Below are 16,436 nucleotides of genomic sequence, written 5' to 3' on the forward strand. Positions count from 1 at the left end.
ATGTGTTAATGTTTTGACCTTGTGCGCGGGTCTCTCACTGAGTCGTAGCGCCTGCATTTGCGAGCTCAACGACCTCGCATGTATGTTGTCCCAACAGCGGTGCGGGCCACGTCGGAGTCGTTCGAAATGAATCAGCCAAACCCGGGGCAAGGGAAGCTACGAAGCGAAAGTTGCCGGCCTCGGGGTGGTGGAACGTCGAAGTCATGCTTTCGAATATCTCGGTTTCAACAACATCTGCATATGTGTTAACAGGACCGCAAATGATGTCGTTTTCTTCGAGCGCCGCCAAGAGCGCCTCTCTTGTCCAGAGTTGTGTTTTTGATGCGACAAGCGCATACATCTCAGGACGATTTGCTACGCGTAGATCGGAGGTTGCAAATCTAGCGTCCGTTGCGGCAGCGGGAATTCCGAGGATTTCGCAGAGCTTTGTCCATCGCTTGGGTTGATACGCGGCTATCATGAGCCACCCGTCCGAAGAAGGAAATGCTTCGTTTGGTGCGGAGTACGGCGCTGCACTACCGCTAGGGCGCGGTAGATCACCAGAAGCAACGTAGGAAGCCAAGCTCACCTGTTGAAGCTGTACACTAGCTGCAAACATACTGATATCGAGATGTGCACCACGGCCTGTACGCTGCCGAGCCATCAAAGCGTCTAGGATCGCTGTGGTCGACAAAAAACCCGTTACCATATCCACGATCGGAGTTTGCACCTTGGACGGGACACCGTCGCCGTTGCCCAGCGTGCTAACCAGTCCGGAAGTCGCTTGAACGATTCCGTCCACACCCGGCTTGCCACTCAAAGTACCCTGCTGCCCGTAAGCCGAAATGCTGCAATACACTAGACGACTATTCGTTCTAGCGACGGTCTTATAATCAAGCCCTAGGCGTTCCATGACGCCTGGCCGGAAGCTTTCAACGACTATATCTGCTCGCTGAACGAGACGGCGAGCCACCTCAAGGTCTTCGGGCTTTTTCAGATCCAAGGATGCACTGCGCTTGTTTCGATTCAGCGACATGAAGATTGCACCGTGACCTTCGATGAAGGGCGGCCCAAGGGTACGACCGAGGTCGCCCCCCGGCGGCTCAATCTTAATTACCTCTGCTCCCCGATCCGCTAGCATCATTGTGCAGGTCGGACCTGCTGCGATCTGCGAAAAGTCAACAACGAGGTGACCGGCCAGATTTCCGCCCTTGTCTTCCATTCTCTCGTCCGCCGTTATTACGTTTTACTGATTTTTTTCGAAGGCATCTGCTTACTAAGAATATTCAAAAACTAGATGCCGGGACCCTGTACTTTCGTTCGATTGCAGCCCCGTGACAAACGAGATTTTCGACGAGACCGATTGAGTTTTTCTCAATCATCGACGAAGGAGTTGTGCTGGGCTCTTTGGCAAAAGTTCAAAAGGAATGTTTTTGACACAGTCTCACGCTACTAGCGGCTTCTTGCGGTAAGAAGACCGACGAGAGTGGGCTTGGCGCCACGCTGCTTTGGCGAAGCGGATCCTCGCGATACTGATCCGGAGTCGCGCAGCATAGTCCGTGCTAGAAGTGAAACCTCCATACGGCGGTGCTAGTGCGATGACGCGGGGCCGGTAAGCGCATAGGCAGCGCAATCCTGATCAAGCAGGTATAAACTGCATGCCTGGGCCCGGTTATGAACCAACCGGGGAACCCGCCTCTATCCATCGTCGAAGCAACCGCCGCGCTTGGTGTGGCTGTCGCTACGCTACGGCGCTGGCATCGCTCGGGGCGCCTGATGCCTGTCACCCGCATGCTGGGTGTCCCAGTAACGCTATACGTCTGACTCGGCTCAAGCAAAGTCTGACGCGGAAATTTCCCAAGCAGGCAAGACGATTTGCTTGCAAGGGTCTCCTCTCATGACCAGAGTACTCAGCTTCAGACGCAAGCCCCCCGCCTGGAGCGACAATGCCCCGAGGTGGGCTTGTCTAACCTCGAGGCCGAACTGGAAAATCTGGCGCAGCAGCTCGCTGCCGCAGCGCAACGCGGCCCCCTTGTCACGAGGGCCAGGCGTCACATGCGTCCGCACAAGATATTCAGTAGTACGCGCTGGCTGCCTGATGCAGGCCACCAACCAGCCCCGCCTGCGCATGATCGAAGAGGTGGACAATATCCTCCCGCGCTTCGGCGAGTTCTATCGCACACTCAAGCAGCAACAAGGTCGCGGCTCTCGAAAACGCGGCGACACCACTTTGCGAACCATACTGATGCACGGCGCCTCGAGCAGTGATAACGCGTGGCATACGATCGCCATGGCTGGGGTAGCTTGGTTCAGCGACGTCCTTTCAACCTTGTGGCGGCAGCTATTGGCAAACGGCTTTGTCCAGATGATATGATCCGTCCTATATCACAACCACATCAAGCTGCGCGATCACTCGCGGCATGACGGTAAGCAGGTTGGAGCGAAAGGAGCTGAGTTTGCCAGCCTGCGCGAACAGGCACGGACAAAAGCGCGCTGCTTTACCTTCGACTAATTGCCAAACGGCTTGCCATCCGGTAGGCGTCCACAAGAACCCGATCTTAATCTGCTTTCACATTCACCCGCTTCGCGACGTCGCCCCAGCGCGCCATCTCTGATTGGATGAAGTCACCGAATTCGGCGTGCCCCATTGGTCTCGGCGTGGCACCGAGAAGCGTGATTTCCTGCTTCCATTCAGGGCTTTTCGCCGCACGGTCTATTGCCGCAGTCAGCTTTGCCAACACCGGTGGCGGCAGGCCCTTGGGAGCGACTAGGCCGATCCAAGGCTCACCACGAAAGTTCGGGTATCCAAGTTCCCCGACGGTTGGCACCTCTGGCAACGTGCTTACCCGCTTGTCGCTCGCCACCGCGAGTGCATTCAGCTTACCCTGCCGAATTAGAGGCTCAGCGATGGAAACGACTTCAAACATGACATCAACCTGTCCAGCCACCACGTCGGTCATAGCGGCCACGCCTCCTTTATACGGGACATGGGTCAAGTCGACACCGGCGCGTTCCTTAAACATTTCCATCACAAGATGATTAGTGACGCCGTTTCCGCCAGAACCGTAGTTAATCTTGCCGGGATGGCCTTTGGCGTACGTCAGTAGATCCTTCATTGTGGAGAAACGCGAGTTTGTGCTCGTCACGAGTACCAGGGGAAAGGTCCCGATCAACGCAATGGGTTTGAAATCTCGCTTCACATCGTACTTCAAATTGGTGTGGACCCAGCGATTCACTGCCATCGGTCCGCTGGATGTCGCTAGCAGCGTGTAACCATCAGGTTCAGCCCGTGCGACTAGTTCCGCTGCAAGGCCGGCACCCACGCCTGGCCGGTTTTCGACATAAAAGGATTGACCCAGTGTGCTCGTCAGTCGCTGTGCCAGCTTGCGGGCAATAATGTCCGTGGTCTGTCCCGGCGGAAAGCCCACTACGATACGAACTGGCTTAGAGGGATAGTCCGATGCCTTCAGCGGCGCAGAAACAGCCATCAGAACCGAAACGATGGCCAGCGTCTTGAAATTTTTCATGTTGTCTCCTTTTGTAGTGATTATGCTAATGGGTGCGCATGCCCCGTCCACTCGAACTGGCAAAGATTCTGCATACGTCGGTTTGCGGCCCAGAAAAGGCTTCGCAGCGATCTGCCTCCATGCCCTGCCATAACGCGCTCGCATTGTTCCAAGGGAAGCCTTAGGGGCACTCCAAGTTCCGCCGCAGACGCGTAATAGATGATCCCGGTCCGCAAGTCATCGGAATGCAACCGTTCCAGGATCAAGGCCTTCAGTTCGGTGAGGCAGGGCGTTGATGTCTCAGACGCAACCTGTGCCCGAGCCACCTTCTGTAACTCGCTGCTGATTTCACGAACCTCGTACAAGAGGTCCATGAACTCTTCTGGCGAGGACAGGTTTCTGGGTGGCACCCCATCACCTCTGTTGCAGCAGCAGCTCTCAAGCAAGCTAGTGTCTCAGTCTGCAAAGAAGCGACTGCTAGCCTCTGGAGGAATTATCATGCCGGTGACCTTTGCTTTCTCCAGAACTGCCCAGAAATAGCGGTAGGTGGCACGATCATGCAGTTCGCCTTTGTACTGGATCGGGCCCCAATTCGCATCCTGTGCAGCAACTAGGATGCTGGCTGCATCCTCCACCTCAGCGAAATCAGGCCGCATGGCGTTGACGATGGGCATGATTTGCGCCGGGTAGATGCTCCACATGCGCAGGAACCCAAATTCGTTGTGCGCTCGACTGGCGTCGGCCGAGATTACTGCAGCATCCTTCAGATTCAGGCACACGTTGTGCGCTGGCACGATACCGTTCGCCAACGCCGCCGCCGTCATGTTTGCCTTAGCGCGTGCCAACAAGGCATGCTCGAACTGGCCAGGACTGCGCATGGCAGCCGCAGGAATCGCTCCATGATGGCCGCTGACAAAATCCATCAAGCCGAAGTCCAATACCTCAATGTTCGGCAGCTCCGCAATCTGAAATACGTCGCGTAGAGCACCGTGGGTTTCAATCAGCACGTGTACCGGAATAGATCTGTCTAGACCTGTTCTCTGCGCCGCCTCATTGATGTACTCGATAACTTCAGCCACCTGCTTGTGACTCGTCGCTTTCGGTACGGTTACATACGCTAGTCGACTACCCGCCTCGCCCACTATCTTGTCAACGTCCTGTCGCCAGGCCGGATGCGACGGGTCGTGAATGCGCGCCCCCGCGCGGCTGAACCGGTTGCGCTCGGAGGCGATCATACGTGCCACCATAGCCGCATGCTCCAATTCCTCCCCTGCAGCTGCGCCGTCCTCGCAGTCGCATGTCACATCAAAGACTGGACCGTATTCAACTTGCAGGTCCAGAGCCTTGCCAATCAGCTTCTCGCTTCCGGCGAAGTGCTCACAGGTGGCCAGGACGGGAAAGGGCTTTTCACCGGAAAACAGAGCGTCTCTTGGATGGATATTCATTGGGTTGTCTTCTAGAAGATTCTGGCTTGGTTGCGTAAGGAACCCTACGTGTTATGCCGAGCGTTTCGGCATGGCGATGGTGTAATCAAGGTCGAGCACAACGTTAGAAGGGTGCGCGGGGCGGCTTTCGCACGCTTTTGGAAAGCTGATGGATGAGGCATTCGCATTCTTCACGCCGATCATGCGAAGCCTCAGCCCGCCGACATAGTCCTGCCCCAAATCGATTTTGTCGATCACCTTGGTGGCGCACGCGATGGTATCGCCAGCATGAGTTGGGTTCACATGACTGCCACCGTTAATGGCAAGGATCGACAGACTGTTCTCAAGCCCGTCATAGGCTAGCGCGCGGCATACCGAGATGATGTGTCCACCATAGACCAAGCGCTGCGAACCGGCGCTCTGCATCGCATAACCGTCGAAATGCGCGCGCGCTGTATTCTGGTACAGGCGCGTGGCGATGCTATGGTCACTGTTATTAATAGTCATGGCGCCCGGGTGGTCGATGCGTGTCCCCACGGTGTAGTCTTCCCACAGGTCGGTCACCCCGGTCATTGCAGTAATCTCACGCACCCCGGCCGAATAATCGTCGCGCCGTAAGCGCACGCCCGACACCACTGCGTCCGTGGTTGGAACCACCGGCGCGCCACACGATGCGCCATGGTTGCGCTTGTGCACCATCACCCACCGTACCCAACTAAGAACCTCGTGTCCGTGCTGATTGCGGGCGACCGAACGTACGTACACCACCCCACTCTTGCGGTTGGAGTTTTCCTTCAAACCGATGACTTCCGTCTCCACAGCCAGCGTGTCTCCGGAATACACATGGCACATGAAGCGCACGTCCGCGTAGCCCAGATTTGCCACAGCATTGAGCGAAATGTCATGAACGGTCTTGCCAAAGGCCGTGTTGAAGACGAGCAGATCCTCCAGGGGCCGTCGCGATAGGCCCAGTTGTCGCGCATTTGTCTCTGCCGTGCACACCACGGTGCGGCTACCAGTCAGCCCGATATACAAGCTGTGGTCACCTTCCGTAAGCGTACGCGGCGTTGCATGGTTGATCTTCATGCCGACATGAAAGTCTTCGAAGTAATTGCCGTCTAACCGGTTCTGCACGGGTTTCTCCTATCGCCTACACCACAAAACAATCGAATCTAGGTACGTACATACTGGTTCGTCTTCGGCGCGAAGTCAAGATTCTTGATCTAACCACAGAGATTGCAAGGGCATGTTGCGGGCCGCCGAAAATTTTGCTTTACTATGTACGTACATAGTAGGATGAAGGTCGATAAACAAACAAGGAGAGTGAGTTGCTACGACTGACTGAGGAGCGGCGCATGATTCAGGAGGCAGCACGCCAGTTCGCAATGGAGCGAGTGCTACCCATCGCAAACAAGTTGGATCCCGAAAAAGGACAGATTCCGCGCGAGCTGATCGACGAGATGGCCGAGCTGGGCTACTTCGGCATCCTGATTCCGGAGGAATACGGCGGCTTGGGGCTGGGCGCCTACGAGTACTGCCTGGTGGCCGAGCAACTGTCGCGCGCGTGGATGAGCGTGGGAAGCCTGATCGCCCGCGGCAATGGGCTGATTGGAGCGCTGAAGGGGCTTTCGCCGGAAAAGAAAGCGGAATACCTGCCGCGCATGGCCCGCGGGGAGTTTCTGGGCGCCTTCTCGTTGTCTGAGCCGAATGCCGGCTCAGACGTGGCCAATATCGCTTGCCGCGCCGTGCGCGACGGTGACGAGTGGGTCATTACCGGAAGCAAGTACTGGTGCACCTTCGCCGACGAAGCTGACTTCATCTTGGTGATCTGCCGCACCGACCCGGTGGTAGCCTCCAAGGCGCGCCACAAGGGCCTGTCCGCCTTCATGGTGGAAAAGCCGCGCGGCCAGTTGCCCAAGGGCGTCAAGGGCAGTGTCATCCCCAAGATCGGCTACCACGGCTGGACCACCTGGGAGCTGGCTTTTGACGGCTGCCGCGTTCCCCACTCCACAATGGTTGGCGAGGAAGGCAAAGCGTTCTACCTGGCTACAGCCGGGCTCGAAACCGCACGTGCCCACACCGCCGCGCGTTCGATCGGCCTGGCGCAGGGCAGCCTGGAGGACTCGATCCAGTACGCGAAGGACCGAGCCCAATTCGGCAACCCGATCGGCAACTTCCAGGCCATCCGCTTCAAGCTGGCCGACATGGCAACGCAGATTGAAGCCTCGCGCGCGCTGCTCTACGCGGTGTGCGAAAAGATCGACGAAGGCGTACGCGCTGACACCGAGGCCTCGATGGTCAAGCTATTTGCCAGCGAGATGTGCGAGCGCGTCACCAGCGAAGGCCTACAAGTCCACGGCGGGGCAGGCTACACCACGCACTTCGCCGCAGAGCGTTACTGGCGCGACGCCCGGCTGACCAAGATTTTCGAAGGCACATCCGAGATCCAGATGCGCATCATCTCCGATGCCATGCTGGGTAAGGTCGCAGCCTGAGCGGTAGCTTAGCCATGACGCAGAACCTCTCAATACCGAGCGGCATCACCGCGCGCGCCGCCAGCTTCACGGTCGAACGCACGCTGCGCTTCCCCCCCGAGGCGCTCGCCCTCGCACGACTGTCCATCTATGACTGCCTGTCCGTCGCAAGCGCCGGCGCGCAGGAGCCGGTCAGCCGTGCTGTGCGCGAACTGGTGCGCACCGAGGCCGGCGCGCCGCAGGCCAGCGCCTTTGGCCTTGCGCAGCGCGTACCCGCACGCGCCGCGGCGCTGCTGAACGGAGCCGTTGCGCACGCGCTGGACTACGACGACACGCACTTCGATTTTGTTGGCCACCCCAGCGTGACGGTGCTTCCCGCGGCGCTAGCCGTTGCCGAGCAACAGCAGGCTTGCGGTAAGGCGTTGTTGGAATCGTTTCTTATTGGTGTGGAAATCACCTGCCGAGTGGGCGCCTGGCTTGGACGATCGCACTACAATGCCGGCTTCCATCAGACCGCCACATCAGGGGCTTTCGGCGCAACTGCGGTTGCAGCGCGTCTACTCAACCTCGATGGGGAGCGTGCGAGTCATGCGTTCGGCGTGGCAGCAACGCGCGCGTCCGGCCTGAAATGTCAGTTCGGCACCATGGCTAAGCCCTTCCATGCGGGCATGGCAGCGTCCACGGGCGTGGAAGCTGCCAACCTCGCCGCGTTGGGTTTTGTCTCACGTACGGATGCTCTCACATGCGTGGGCGGATTCGCCGACACGCATTCTGGCCGACAGGATGCCACGGAAGACGCATTCGCTGGCTTGCCAGACACATTTCACTTTGCCCGGATTCAGCACAAGTTTCACGCATGCTGCCATGGCACCCACCCTGCGCTCGAAGCACTGACAGCCGTGCGTCACAAACACCTTCTGCAACCTGACGACATCGCGCGAATCATGCTTACCGTTGCCCCGCAGTGGCTATCGGTCTGCTGCATTGCGCAACCGGCAACCGGATTGGAAGCCAAGTTCAGCCTTGCACTGACGGCCGCCATGACGCTAGCAGGGCTCAACACAGCTGCACTGGCTTCATTCTCAGACGCGAATTGCAGGAATCCCACGTTGGTGAATCTGGCCCGGCGAGTAGAAATCATTGCCGATCCCTCCATGGCCGATACTGCCTGCCATGGCGCAGTTGTGACGAAGTCGGGGGCAACCTTGACTGCTGCTGTCGACGTCAACAGGCCATTACCATACGCCATCAGGGCCGCCAAGCTCCGAAGCAAAGCAAAGGCGCTGCTGGGTGCGCAGCGGGCGGAGGCCTTGTGGGAGCTCATTGACACACTGGAAGCTCAGGAGGCTCCTGTACTGTATCCGCGCTTGCATGCCTGGATGGCTGGCGGCGCCGCATAATCAAATCAACTCAGGAATCCTACGAATGCAGCGCGATGGCCAACAACACTTAAAGACCGGCGCTCTTAGCGGCCTGCTGGTGATCGATTTCACCCAAATGCTTGCCGGGCCCTTCTGCACTCAGATATTAGCTGACCACGGCGCGGACGTGATCAAGGTCGAAGCACTGACCGGTGATGGCACGCGCATCACCGGTCCGTTTTGTGCAGACGACAACCTTCGCGCCTTCGGCGGCTACTTCCAGAGCGTCAACCGCAATAAACGCTCCCTCGCGGTGGATCTCAAAACCGAAGGTGGCCGCGAAATTCTGCGTAGACTAATCGATGAATCTGACGTCGTAGTCGAAAATTTCCGCGCTGGTGTTATGGAACGCCTGGGCTTGTCGTATGAGGTGCTTCGCGAGACCAACCCGCGCTTAATTTACGCGGCAGTGCGAGGGTTTGGGGATCCGCGCAGCGGCGCGAGTCCCTATGCCCAATGGCCCGCCTATGATGTCGTCTCACAGGCCATGGGCGGCATGATGGGCATCACAGGCCCGGACCGGCACACGCCCACAAAAGTCGGCCCGGGGGTGGGCGACACCATACCGGCCCTCATGCTTTGCATTGGCATTCTTGCAGCAGTGCACCGAGCCAGGGATACAGGAGAAGGACAATTCGTCGATGTCGCAATGACGGACGCCGTGCTGGCCATTTGCGAACGTATCGTTTACCAGGCTTCGTACACCGGTGCAGCGCCGGCAGCCGAAGGCAATCGGCATCCTTTGCTGTGCCCGTTTGGATTGTTCCGGACACGCGATGGCCATGTATCGATCGCATGTGCCACTGACGCGTTTTGGGTCGAGCTGGCTTGCGCTATCGGTCGCGAGGATCTGGCCCATGCCCCTGCCTTCGCAACTAACGCGGCACGCGTAGCGCATCAGGAGCAAGTGATTGACGCCATTGAAGCGTTCACCCGTGTGCGCTCCAAAAGAGAGATTGGCTTGATCCTAGGCGGCAAGGTGCCGTTCGGGCCGGTTTATACGGCGACCGAGATTTTTGCCGACGAGCACTACGCGGTGCGAGAGATGCTAGTGGAAGTTGAACAGCCTGGTTCCGCTATACCAGTGAAGATCGCGGGCGTACCTATTAAGCTCAGCGAGTCCCCTGGGACAGTGCGCCACCGCGCACCAATGCTTGGCGAGCACACCGAAGAAATCTTGACGGCTGCAGGTTACTCGCCTCATCAGATCGCAAAGTTTCGCGATTTCGGGACAATCCTGTGATGACCGCATCGCCGCAAGACTCCACGGTCTCGAAACAACGATGACACCAACCCCGCCACTGGCCGGGATGCGGCCCAAGGCCATCCATGAAATGGCCACGTTAATCGCGCATGCACTGGGGGCGCCAGCATTGCTCAAGCTGCTTTCAACAGTGGATACATTTGAGCTACCAGTGCGTCGCACGCTAGTCCACCTGCACGGCGAGGTGCAACTGCGCGAGCAACTTGGTGATGTCTTCAACAATATGCCTGCGGGCACGAAAATTAACGGAATTGTGGGTAGTAGGCTCCCGACTGAGCACGGCCGCCTACTCGGAACTATGCTGATTCCGTGCCTGGGACCTGTCGTAATGCTTGGGGAAGGCCGGGATATTGACTCCCAAATCGCCAGCATAGCCCTACATCCATGTCCTATCGACGGGGACGCCGCGATGAGGCTAGCGCGCTCGGCCTTGGATGGTTCAACCGCAGGGCCACCAGGAACCGTTACCCCAGGTGACCTCGAAGCAATGTCCGATACCCTAACAGCGCTTTCAAGACTGGCGGCTGTGGAAGCCGGTCTGGCGTCGAAGGTGCCCAGCATCCGCTTTGGCACCGGCAACCTGTTCCCGAAACTTGAGTCGACGTCGCACGCTGACCGGGACGCTTGATAGGCTGGATGGCGCACGCCTGCTTGCACCAGCTCGTCTTCCTCGGCTCCAAAGGCGAAAGAGCGGGAAACCAGCTCTGCCAGCCGAGAACGGCCAATTACCCTGAAGATTCGCCCGCCGGGCCGGATCTTTGCCAACGGCGAGGCCAAGTATCTGGTCATCGACGATGTGGACATCGCCTACCCCGAGCGGCCATCGAGCTTACAGGGCCGGCGGTTGCCAGTTTGCTACCAAATCCAGCAAGCCGGGGAAACGCGCGTCAAGATCTTCACGGCGAAGGCGGCTGCGCCGTTCTAGGCCATATTGCCGCTGCCGAATTATCCCAGCTTCGCGCAAGGCTTTGAAATGATGGGTCAGCGACGATTTTGGCCGCGCGAAACCAAACCACCCGCAAGGGTGGTCGTAAGCATCCGATTCCTGCAACAGCTTGTGCACGACGGTGAGGCGGAGCGGGTCGGCTAGTGCGCCCAAGATAACTTCCAACCGTAGTTCGTCGACGGCTGGTTCCTCAAGCGGTTGCGGAAGATTGGCGGGAGTGGAAGTGACGGTTGCGCTCATAGTGCACTTACTATAGCACCTGTACGAGATTTTTCGAACTGGCGTATAGTTCGAAAAATCTCGTACAGGAGTATTGTCATGTCGGTCCCTTCAACTGTCAGCAACGCCAATCCCTCTACCAGTTCCCCACTGGCACATCTGTGGCGGCCCGCCTGGGTGGTAACGTCGGTTTTCATGCTGTCGAACTCAACTACTCCTCTCTACGTGCATTGGCAGGAGCAGTTGGGCTTTTCCTCCGGTGTCCTTACCGTTATCTTTGCGCTCTACATCGCCGGACTGCTGGGAACGCTGCTGGTTGCGGGTCAGCTTTCAGACCACTATGGGCGTAAGCCGGTACTGATTCCGGGCCTGGTCGCGGCGCTTATTGCCTGCGGTCTGTTTGCCAACGCTAACTCGATCGGCATGCTCGCTGTGGGCCGGTTGCTGGCCGGTGTGGCGGTGGGCGTCATAGTTTCGGCTGGCATGGCGGCGGTGGTCGATGCCGGTGGTGCCGAGCACAAACGTCGGGCGGCGCTGCTGGCCTCCATCGCTATGGTGCTCGGCGCCGGCTTGGGACCGCTCGTGGCTGGTGGAATCGCCCAACTTCTCGCGCAACCGGTCCTGCCTATCTTTGCAGCCGAGTCGCTGGTACTCGTCAGCGCCGTGATTGCAGCCCTGCGCTTGCCCGTACGAAGCACACAGGAGGCTGGCCGACTTAGTCTGCGACTCCCTCACGTGCCGGCCGCCAACCGGAAACAGGTCTTATACGGCATCGCTACGTTTGGCCCCGGCATCACAGCGACCTCCTTCGTATTGGCGCTGGGACCATCCCTCCTTTCGCGGCTGCTCGAAGTGCGCAGCCCCTTGCTGGCGGGCGGCATGGCCTGCGCAATGTTTTTTACTGCTGTCGGCGTGCAGCTTGCTGTAAGGAAGTGGTCGGTGGCGCGAATCTTTGCTGGCAGCGCGTCGGCCACTGTGCTGGCGATGGTTTGCCTGGCGATGGCGATCCATGCCTCGCTGGTTCCTGCGCTGATTGCTTCAGCGTTGCTCGCTGGGGCCGGACAGGGACTCGGTCAACTGGGAGGACTGACCCTTATCGGCCTCCACGTACCGGACAGCCATCGCGCACAGTCGAACGCAGTACTGAACATTGGCGGATATATCCCCGCGGGACTACTGCCAGTGGCGACGGGGTATTTAATCGATGCCGTTGGACTGGCATCGGGCGCGATGCTGTTCGCATTTGTGTTGGGTCTAACGGCCATAGCCGGAGGTGCCTGGGCCGTGCAGCGGGCCGGGAAGATCGGCGACTGACCTGATGACGGCGCCACGCAAGCCTCGTCCCTTCAGACCTGGGAAACCGGCGCAATGCCATTTTTCGTACCGGCTAGAACCGCTTCTAAATGGGGGATGGCTTCCTCTGTCCATACCGTCACATAAGTCCCGCGCTGCGCATCAAGCATAACCATGCTATCTGAACGCTTGCCGCGGGGCGGCACGGAGGCGGTGTGCCTTGCCCAAGGGTGCCATGACGTCCTGGAACGGGTCGACAGTACAATAGTGATATAGCGGGACCAGACCGGTCTCTTCATGATCCCTATACTCTCCGTTTACAATGTCCTCAGCGCAGAAGGAAAGCGACGATGCCACCCATAGTACGCAAACAAGATACGCCGAACTTGCAAGCCTACTTGCCAAAGATATCACTGGGGGTCGTCGGGTCGTAGGGAGCTTACTTCCTACGGAGCTGGAGCTCGCCGACCAGTATGGCGTGAGCCGGCATACTGTTCGTGCCGCGCTCAAGGTTCTGCAGGAACTGGGCTACATTAACCGCAAGAAGGCAGTCGGCACCGTCGTGGCAAGTGCTAATCCGTCTGCGTCCTACACCCAATCCATCGGAACGATCGAAGATCTAGTGCATGTGGCCGCAACAGAAGTGCGAGTCACGGAGCATGTTAAAGAGGTAACGCTAGACCGTGAACTGGCGAGGCGGCTTGAGGCACCGATTGGTAGCCATTGGACGCTGCTGAGCGGTACACGCGTGGATGCTCGGAAGAGCAAAAGGCCGGTTGCTCAAGCAGATATTTATGTCGACGCCGCTCTCACAGGATTGACCGACATCATTCTCGCCCAACCCGCGACGCTGGTCAGCGAAATCATCGAACGAGAGCGTGGCATGGCAATCGATGAAATACGACAAATCGTGACCGCCGTTGTCATCGCGGAGCCTCTGGCCACGAAACTTGGCGTACAGCCGGGATCAGCGGGCCTGCATTTGGTTCGCCACTATAAGCGCGCCGGCAAGATTCTCGAAATCTCGGACACCGTCTATCCGGCAGATCGCACCTCCGTCACCTTCCATCTTAAGCGAAGCCCCGGTTAGTCCCAGGATTCAGAAGCGGCTACGAAAATCACGTGCACCGAGGGCACAGGTGATCGACCAGTTTCCGCGCCGCGACCGATAATGCCTCGTAGGAACAGATGCAATTTTGAGCTTGCGATGAGCCCACGGCGCATCAAGTGTGACCACACGGATGCCCATGGTCCTGGCATAGCGCCGTGCCAAACTGACGGGCAAGATGCCGATGCCCATATCGGCTTTTACCATCAGGCAGCCGGCATCGTAGCTGTAGACTTGCATGCGGAATTTAACCGGCACGCCACGCTCGGCGCGCATAGCGTAGCAACTGCATATTAATGTAGCTACCGGTCTGCAGGCCAATGAAATAATTACCCAGCACTTCGTGCGTCGTCAGCTTTTTGCGCGATGCCAGCGCATGGTGCCGTGACATCACCACCACCAAATCATCCTCACGATATGGCAGCACGATCACGTCTTGTTGCCTAGTGCCGAGATCCGCAAAGCAGCCAATGTCTGCAGCGTTTCGGCCACGCCCTTGAGGCTTGCGGTGCTGATGCGCTCTTCGAGCTGCAGTTGCACGTCGGGATACGTTTCGATGAAGCCGTGCAGGTCCGCAGGGAGAAACTGGGCGATCGATGACACGTTGGCATAGATGCGAACCAGACCGCGGGTGCCGCTGGCATAATCTTGCATCATCGCGGCGACGTTCTCGAGATCATTGACGATGCTTCGGGACAGGTTCTGCAAGGCAATGCCCGCCGGGGTGGGCACGATGCCCTTGTTGCTGCGCTCGAGCAGCTGTGCGCGCAGCGCCGCCCCAGGTCGCTGATCCGTTTGCTTACTGCCGAAGCTGCGATATGCTCGCGTTCCGCGGCAGCGGTAATGGTACCGAGCTCGGGCACCGCAAGGAATAGCCGCAGCGAGACGGGGTCAATCTTCATGGCGTGGGCGGCCTTTCTGTGGACCGTGAGTGGGGCCGACTTATCGGCCCGATGGCAGCCATTATGCCCGCCAGGCGAGCTCCAGCACAGCGCGCAGATCAGCTTCGTTCCGGATCGGCCGTACGTTGTTGCGCGTCACCATCGGATGTTCGAGCGCCGGCCCGATCATCGCGTCGACTTGGCTGCGACTGAGCCCAAGATCGTCGAGCGAGGTCGGCATGCCCAGCCGTACCAACAGGTCATGAAGAATGGCGTGGAATGGCCTGTCCGGCTGGCCGATGGCGGCGCGCAAGCGGGCATGCTGCGGCTCAACCCACCCTTCCAGCCATTTCGCTTGGGCCAGCATTAATACACATGCGGCATCGCTATGCGCGATGCCGCCATAAGGCCCAATGATATGGACCATCCAATGACTAAATCCGTGCGGCACCGACATCTGACCCATCCCGGTATACCAGGTGGCCAACTGGCATTGCGTGAAGGAAATCAGCGCTTCTGGGGCGTTCGTGTTATCAAGTCCCGGCAGATGTCGGAGGTACAGCGCGATGGCTTGCTCCGCCAGCAAGCTAGCAAAGGGATGAGGTGAAGACGAGCAGGCGGTATTGATTGCATGATCGAGGCCACGGACGCCAGTCGACCACAGCAGTCGCACTGGTGTCTGCCGCAGAAGTTCTGGGTCGTAGAGAATTACTTGTGGTGAGCCGTCCGGCACCACGAAGCGGGCCTTCAGCTTGGTTTCATCATCAATTGGCGTGCTGACCGGGGTCCATTCTGACGTGGCCAAGGTAGTTGGAATCGCAATGTGGCGAATGGCAGCGGGCGCATGCGAGGTCGTCAGCATCTCAGTGCCGTCATCGGATAAAACGAACTGGAGTCGGAGCAACGATTCGCGGTCGTATACGTTTTCGGAGATGCAAAGCTGCATCGCCTTGCACATGTCCATGACCGACCCTCCGCCAACCGACACGATCACGTCTGCGCGAGAGTCGCGCAACTGCTGGGCGGCTTTTAGTACGTTGGACAGGGGCGAATGCTCCCCGACTTCGTCAGTGAGGCCGACGAGCAAATCGCCAAGCCGTTCTTCCAAGCGGTCGACCCACGTGGTCTTGGTTCGAATCGAGCGCGAGCACACCACGAATACACGGCGATACCCGAATAACTTCAACACCTCTGGCAGGGTTTCTATGGCAGACACGTCGTGGAAAACACGATCATGCCCGGTGAAACGGTAGCGCTTGGGTTCGATTTGGTGCATTTGACATCCTTACGAAGGTTGACAGGCAGTCAAATGATCGCGCAAGGATTGCCGCGAGCAAATCATTGGATCAAGAAGGCGCCATCGCCGGTTACGATGGCAGAAGTGAAGCTGCATTGTAGGTCTACAGATCACATTAACTGTCCTCGGTTTCTGCCTTCCATGCCGGCAAACCCGCAACGAAAACAAAACATGGCTTCCGCGACACCGCCCCCCGCCAGGTGCTCCTTATTCACGGCCTAGACTCTTCCCTCTCCTTAATAGTTGTTTATCGGGCATGGCCCGACCCCGAAGGATGAAGCGCGCGCGTGGCGGGCGCCCCATCGACGCCAGAGGTAACATGGGCCTTGCCAACCTGGGCTGCCAGCTTCAGCCGGCCTCTCCGACATGAACGCTTCTTACCAAGCCCAGAGCGCCTTTCGCTCCCGCTGCAGCACCGTAGCCGTGACCGAAAACGAGACCGCTGCAAGTCCACCTACTTCGGAGGTTGTGGCCTGCAATTACAACGGAAAGGGTGGTCCACCAGTTGTGATCTATACCACTCTTCGGCCAGGGCAGTGAAGCTACGGGGGAGCGCGCAATTGCTGCCACAGCGGCGGAATTCCGCGCGACCACAGGTGTTGGGGTGCCCCGCACCGGCACCGC

The 16,436-nt window shown here is 58.5% G+C and carries 17 protein-coding genes; 7 read left to right on the forward strand and 10 right to left on the reverse strand.

All coding sequences use genetic code 11. The annotated features are described in order from the left end of the window. Positions 1 to 34 precede the first annotated feature (34 nt). Positions 35 to 1,201, reverse strand: a complete 1,167-nt coding sequence (locus E0W60_RS35040) for a CaiB/BaiF CoA transferase family protein (protein WP_135707420.1) — start codon at positions 1,199 to 1,201, stop codon at positions 35 to 37. 876 nt (positions 1,202 to 2,077) lie between these two features. Between E0W60_RS35040 and E0W60_RS35045 the strand changes: the two genes are divergently transcribed. Further along, the gene (locus E0W60_RS35045) at positions 2,078 to 2,353 is read left to right on the forward strand and encodes a hypothetical protein (protein ID WP_135707421.1); all 276 of its coding nucleotides are present in this window, start codon (positions 2,078 to 2,080) and stop codon (positions 2,351 to 2,353) included. 184 nt (positions 2,354 to 2,537) lie between these two features. Here the strand turns inward: E0W60_RS35045 and E0W60_RS35050 are convergent, their stop codons facing one another. From E0W60_RS35050 to E0W60_RS35065, 3 genes are all read right to left on the reverse strand, one after another. Further along, complete coding sequence (locus E0W60_RS35050; RefSeq protein WP_135707422.1) at positions 2,538 to 3,506, reverse strand: Bug family tripartite tricarboxylate transporter substrate binding protein; 969 nt, start codon at positions 3,504 to 3,506, stop codon at positions 2,538 to 2,540. Positions 3,507 to 3,940: 434 nt separating this feature from the next. Further along, positions 3,941 to 4,930, reverse strand: coding sequence for an HpcH/HpaI aldolase/citrate lyase family protein (locus E0W60_RS35060; protein ID WP_135707424.1), 990 nt, complete (start codon positions 4,928 to 4,930; stop codon positions 3,941 to 3,943). Between the two features lie 51 nt (positions 4,931 to 4,981). Continuing rightward, positions 4,982 to 5,995, reverse strand: coding sequence for a MaoC family dehydratase (locus tag E0W60_RS35065; protein ID WP_135707740.1), 1,014 nt, complete (start codon positions 5,993 to 5,995; stop codon positions 4,982 to 4,984). 242 nt (positions 5,996 to 6,237) lie between these two features. On the opposite strand from E0W60_RS35065, the gene E0W60_RS35070 reads away from it, so the two are divergent. From E0W60_RS35070 to E0W60_RS35085, 4 genes are read left to right on the forward strand one after another with little or no spacing between them, the layout of a single operon-like run. After that, positions 6,238 to 7,404 carry an acyl-CoA dehydrogenase family protein gene (locus E0W60_RS35070; protein WP_135707425.1) on the forward strand — a complete coding sequence of 389 codons (1,167 nt, stop codon included), beginning with the start codon at positions 6,238 to 6,240 and terminating at the stop codon, positions 7,402 to 7,404. A gap of 14 nt (positions 7,405 to 7,418) precedes the next feature. After that, entirely contained in the window at positions 7,419 to 8,783 is a 1,365-nt protein-coding gene (locus tag E0W60_RS35075) for an MmgE/PrpD family protein (protein WP_135707426.1), read from the forward strand. 25 nt (positions 8,784 to 8,808) lie between these two features. Further along, a complete protein-coding gene (locus E0W60_RS35080) occupies positions 8,809 to 10,047 on the forward strand; it encodes a CaiB/BaiF CoA transferase family protein (RefSeq protein WP_135707427.1) in 1,239 nt (412 codons plus the stop codon). Between the two features lie 40 nt (positions 10,048 to 10,087). Continuing rightward, positions 10,088 to 10,696, forward strand: a complete 609-nt coding sequence (locus E0W60_RS35085) for a hypothetical protein (protein WP_135707428.1) — start codon at positions 10,088 to 10,090, stop codon at positions 10,694 to 10,696. Positions 10,697 to 10,897: 201 nt separating this feature from the next. On the opposite strand, the gene E0W60_RS35090 is transcribed toward E0W60_RS35085, so the two are convergent. Continuing rightward, positions 10,898 to 11,254, reverse strand: coding sequence for an ArsR/SmtB family transcription factor (locus tag E0W60_RS35090; RefSeq protein ID WP_135707429.1), 357 nt, complete (start codon positions 11,252 to 11,254; stop codon positions 10,898 to 10,900). A gap of 78 nt (positions 11,255 to 11,332) precedes the next feature. Between E0W60_RS35090 and E0W60_RS35095 the strand changes: the two genes are divergently transcribed. Further along, positions 11,333 to 12,547 (forward strand): MFS transporter, encoded by a 1,215-nt coding sequence (locus tag E0W60_RS35095; RefSeq protein WP_135707430.1) that lies wholly within the window; start codon positions 11,333 to 11,335, stop codon positions 12,545 to 12,547. Between the two features lie 301 nt (positions 12,548 to 12,848). Further along, entirely contained in the window at positions 12,849 to 13,616 is a 768-nt protein-coding gene (locus E0W60_RS35100) for a GntR family transcriptional regulator (protein WP_135707431.1), read from the forward strand. 9 nt (positions 13,617 to 13,625) lie between these two features. On the opposite strand, the gene E0W60_RS38270 is transcribed toward E0W60_RS35100, so the two are convergent. The 5 genes from E0W60_RS38270 to E0W60_RS35110 all read right to left on the reverse strand — a co-directional run bounded on the left by E0W60_RS38270 (position 13,626) and on the right by E0W60_RS35110 (position 15,791). Continuing rightward, positions 13,626 to 13,874: a hypothetical protein gene (locus E0W60_RS38270; protein ID WP_346769582.1), complete on the reverse strand. Its 249-nt coding sequence runs from the start codon at positions 13,872 to 13,874 to the stop codon at positions 13,626 to 13,628. A gap of 7 nt (positions 13,875 to 13,881) precedes the next feature. Continuing rightward, complete coding sequence (locus E0W60_RS38275; RefSeq protein WP_346769583.1) at positions 13,882 to 14,067, reverse strand: hypothetical protein; 186 nt, start codon at positions 14,065 to 14,067, stop codon at positions 13,882 to 13,884. Next, positions 14,064 to 14,366, reverse strand: a complete 303-nt coding sequence (locus E0W60_RS38280) for a hypothetical protein (RefSeq protein WP_346769584.1) — start codon at positions 14,364 to 14,366, stop codon at positions 14,064 to 14,066. The genes E0W60_RS38275 and E0W60_RS38280 overlap by 4 nt, the downstream gene beginning before the upstream one ends. Continuing rightward, entirely contained in the window at positions 14,288 to 14,536 is a 249-nt protein-coding gene (locus E0W60_RS38500; RefSeq protein WP_431189939.1) for a helix-turn-helix domain-containing protein, read from the reverse strand. Before E0W60_RS38500 ends, E0W60_RS38280 begins: the two co-directional genes overlap by 79 nt. Before the next feature lie 61 nt (positions 14,537 to 14,597). Next, positions 14,598 to 15,791, reverse strand: coding sequence for an iron-containing alcohol dehydrogenase (locus E0W60_RS35110; RefSeq protein WP_135707432.1), 1,194 nt, complete (start codon positions 15,789 to 15,791; stop codon positions 14,598 to 14,600). Positions 15,792 to 16,436: the final 645 nt, after the last annotated feature.

The organism is Cupriavidus oxalaticus (genome assembly GCF_004768545.1).
In the GTDB taxonomy this organism is placed as follows: Bacteria; Pseudomonadota; Gammaproteobacteria; order Burkholderiales; family Burkholderiaceae; genus Cupriavidus; species Cupriavidus oxalaticus_A.